The following is a 1,245-nucleotide window of genomic DNA, read 5'->3' on the forward strand; positions in this document are numbered from 1 at the left end:
TCCCAAATATAATCATCATTTTTGTATTCTAGTAAATACTGGGTTTGGCGATTAATGTTATTTTGATAGAGTGAATATTGAATTTGCAAATTAAATGTCTTTCCATAATCATGAGATATTGCAACCGTTCGAGGTCCTATACTCAATATAAGTAAGATAAGTATAGGTAATAGATATTTTTCATAAGCCGCTAATAGTAAATCTAAATTGATAACGAAAATGGCTACAAAGAATATATATGTAGCAAACATACATCTGGAACCAAACGGAGATACTACAAGGAATGGAATAACTACAATAAAACCAGATGATAATAATGAAAAATTAGCTAGTTTTTGTTTGAAGTTTTTGATTCTAGAATTATAAACTATTACGGCAACTGTAAAAGTTAGAATTGCTAATATTAAAATTAACAAGGATTTGCTCGAATATTGGGTTCTAAGATAATTAATCATGGTTTCAGAATTAGCAGATCCCTTGATTGAACGGTAAGAATCGTTTCCCAAAAGAATTTTAATATAAGCACCATTAGTGAACATTAGAAAAGCACCGATAACATTACCAACTAGGATATAGTTGAGAATTTTTTTGAATTTATCACTGAAATGCTTTCGTAAAAATAACCAGGTCAAAAGACTATTAAAGACATTTAGTAGAGTTACATGTTCAGCAAAAAGTTGAGCTGCAATGGCTGCTAAAAAGATCAATATAGTGGTTGATTGATAATAATGAATGTCTTTATTGTCGTAGTTTTTTAATACTAGATAGATCATAAACAATGGAAAAATCACAGAAGGTACGTAATTAGCGAAACCTGAGTGCCATCCTAATATTTGTCTAAAAATGGATTGAGGCATCAGAAGAATAAAAAAAGTTGTTAAAGTTGCTGACACTAATCCTACGGATTTTGATGGAGAAATTTGTTCACGGATTTTTTGGATTAAATAAACAATAACAGTCATGAAAGTTCCATAAGCCATAAAAGCAATTGGCTTGAATTTGGTCATAGCGATTACTAAGATATCCCCAAGATAACGACCGTCATATTTCAGAAATATTCCCTGTGGAAAATAATTTCTGCCAAAGTAGTTGCCCCAATTTAAATCATCACCTAGTAAGGGCATCCACATTCCAATTAGTCCAAAGATAAGGAATACAATAAAGTAAAAGCTGAGTTTAGTTGTTCGTTTCATGTTTACCTCTTTAGTACCCCTAATATCATCCTCCCTTTTGTTAGGATATAAT

The 1,245-nt window shown here is 30.9% G+C and carries 1 protein-coding gene; it reads right to left on the bottom strand.

Going from position 1 to position 1,245, the window contains the following annotated elements:
• Nucleotides 1-1,193: DUF6056 family protein (locus FHL06_RS13485; RefSeq protein WP_153387140.1), on the bottom strand; the 1,193-nt coding region annotated here is incomplete at its 3' end.
• Nucleotides 1,194-1,245 lie beyond the last annotated feature (52 nt).

Source organism: Companilactobacillus halodurans (assembly GCF_009600985.1).
GTDB classification, from domain to species: Bacteria; Bacillota; Bacilli; order Lactobacillales; family Lactobacillaceae; genus Companilactobacillus; species Companilactobacillus halodurans.